Below are 284 nucleotides of genomic sequence, written 5' to 3' on the forward strand. Positions count from 1 at the left end.
CGGAGAAAGTTGAGCTGCATGAAATAACAACCGCCCAGCGTGAACTCTGGCTGGGGGAAAACATCTCCAAAGATTTGTCGTTCAATATCTGGGGCTACGGACAGGTCGACGGGCCGCTCAACGTTAAACTGCTGCGGCAAGCCATCGACGCCATCGTCGAAGAAACGCCGGCTCTGCAAGCGCATTTTGTGGAAAAAGACGGTGAGCTTTATCAATACCGCGCGCCACGTACACATGAGCCGCTGTTCACGCTCGATCTCAGCAAGGAGCCCGATCCTCTGCAG

1 protein-coding gene is annotated in these 284 nt (G+C 54.9%); it reads left to right on the forward strand.

Annotated features, from left to right (window positions below; genetic code table 11):
* Positions 1-284, forward strand: a 284-nt coding sequence (locus JYB63_RS22995) for a condensation domain-containing protein (protein ID WP_205660239.1), incomplete at both ends; no start/stop codon positions are given.

Source organism: Aliamphritea spongicola, from assembly GCF_017051665.1.
Lineage (GTDB): Bacteria > Pseudomonadota > Gammaproteobacteria > Pseudomonadales > Balneatricaceae > Amphritea > Amphritea spongicola.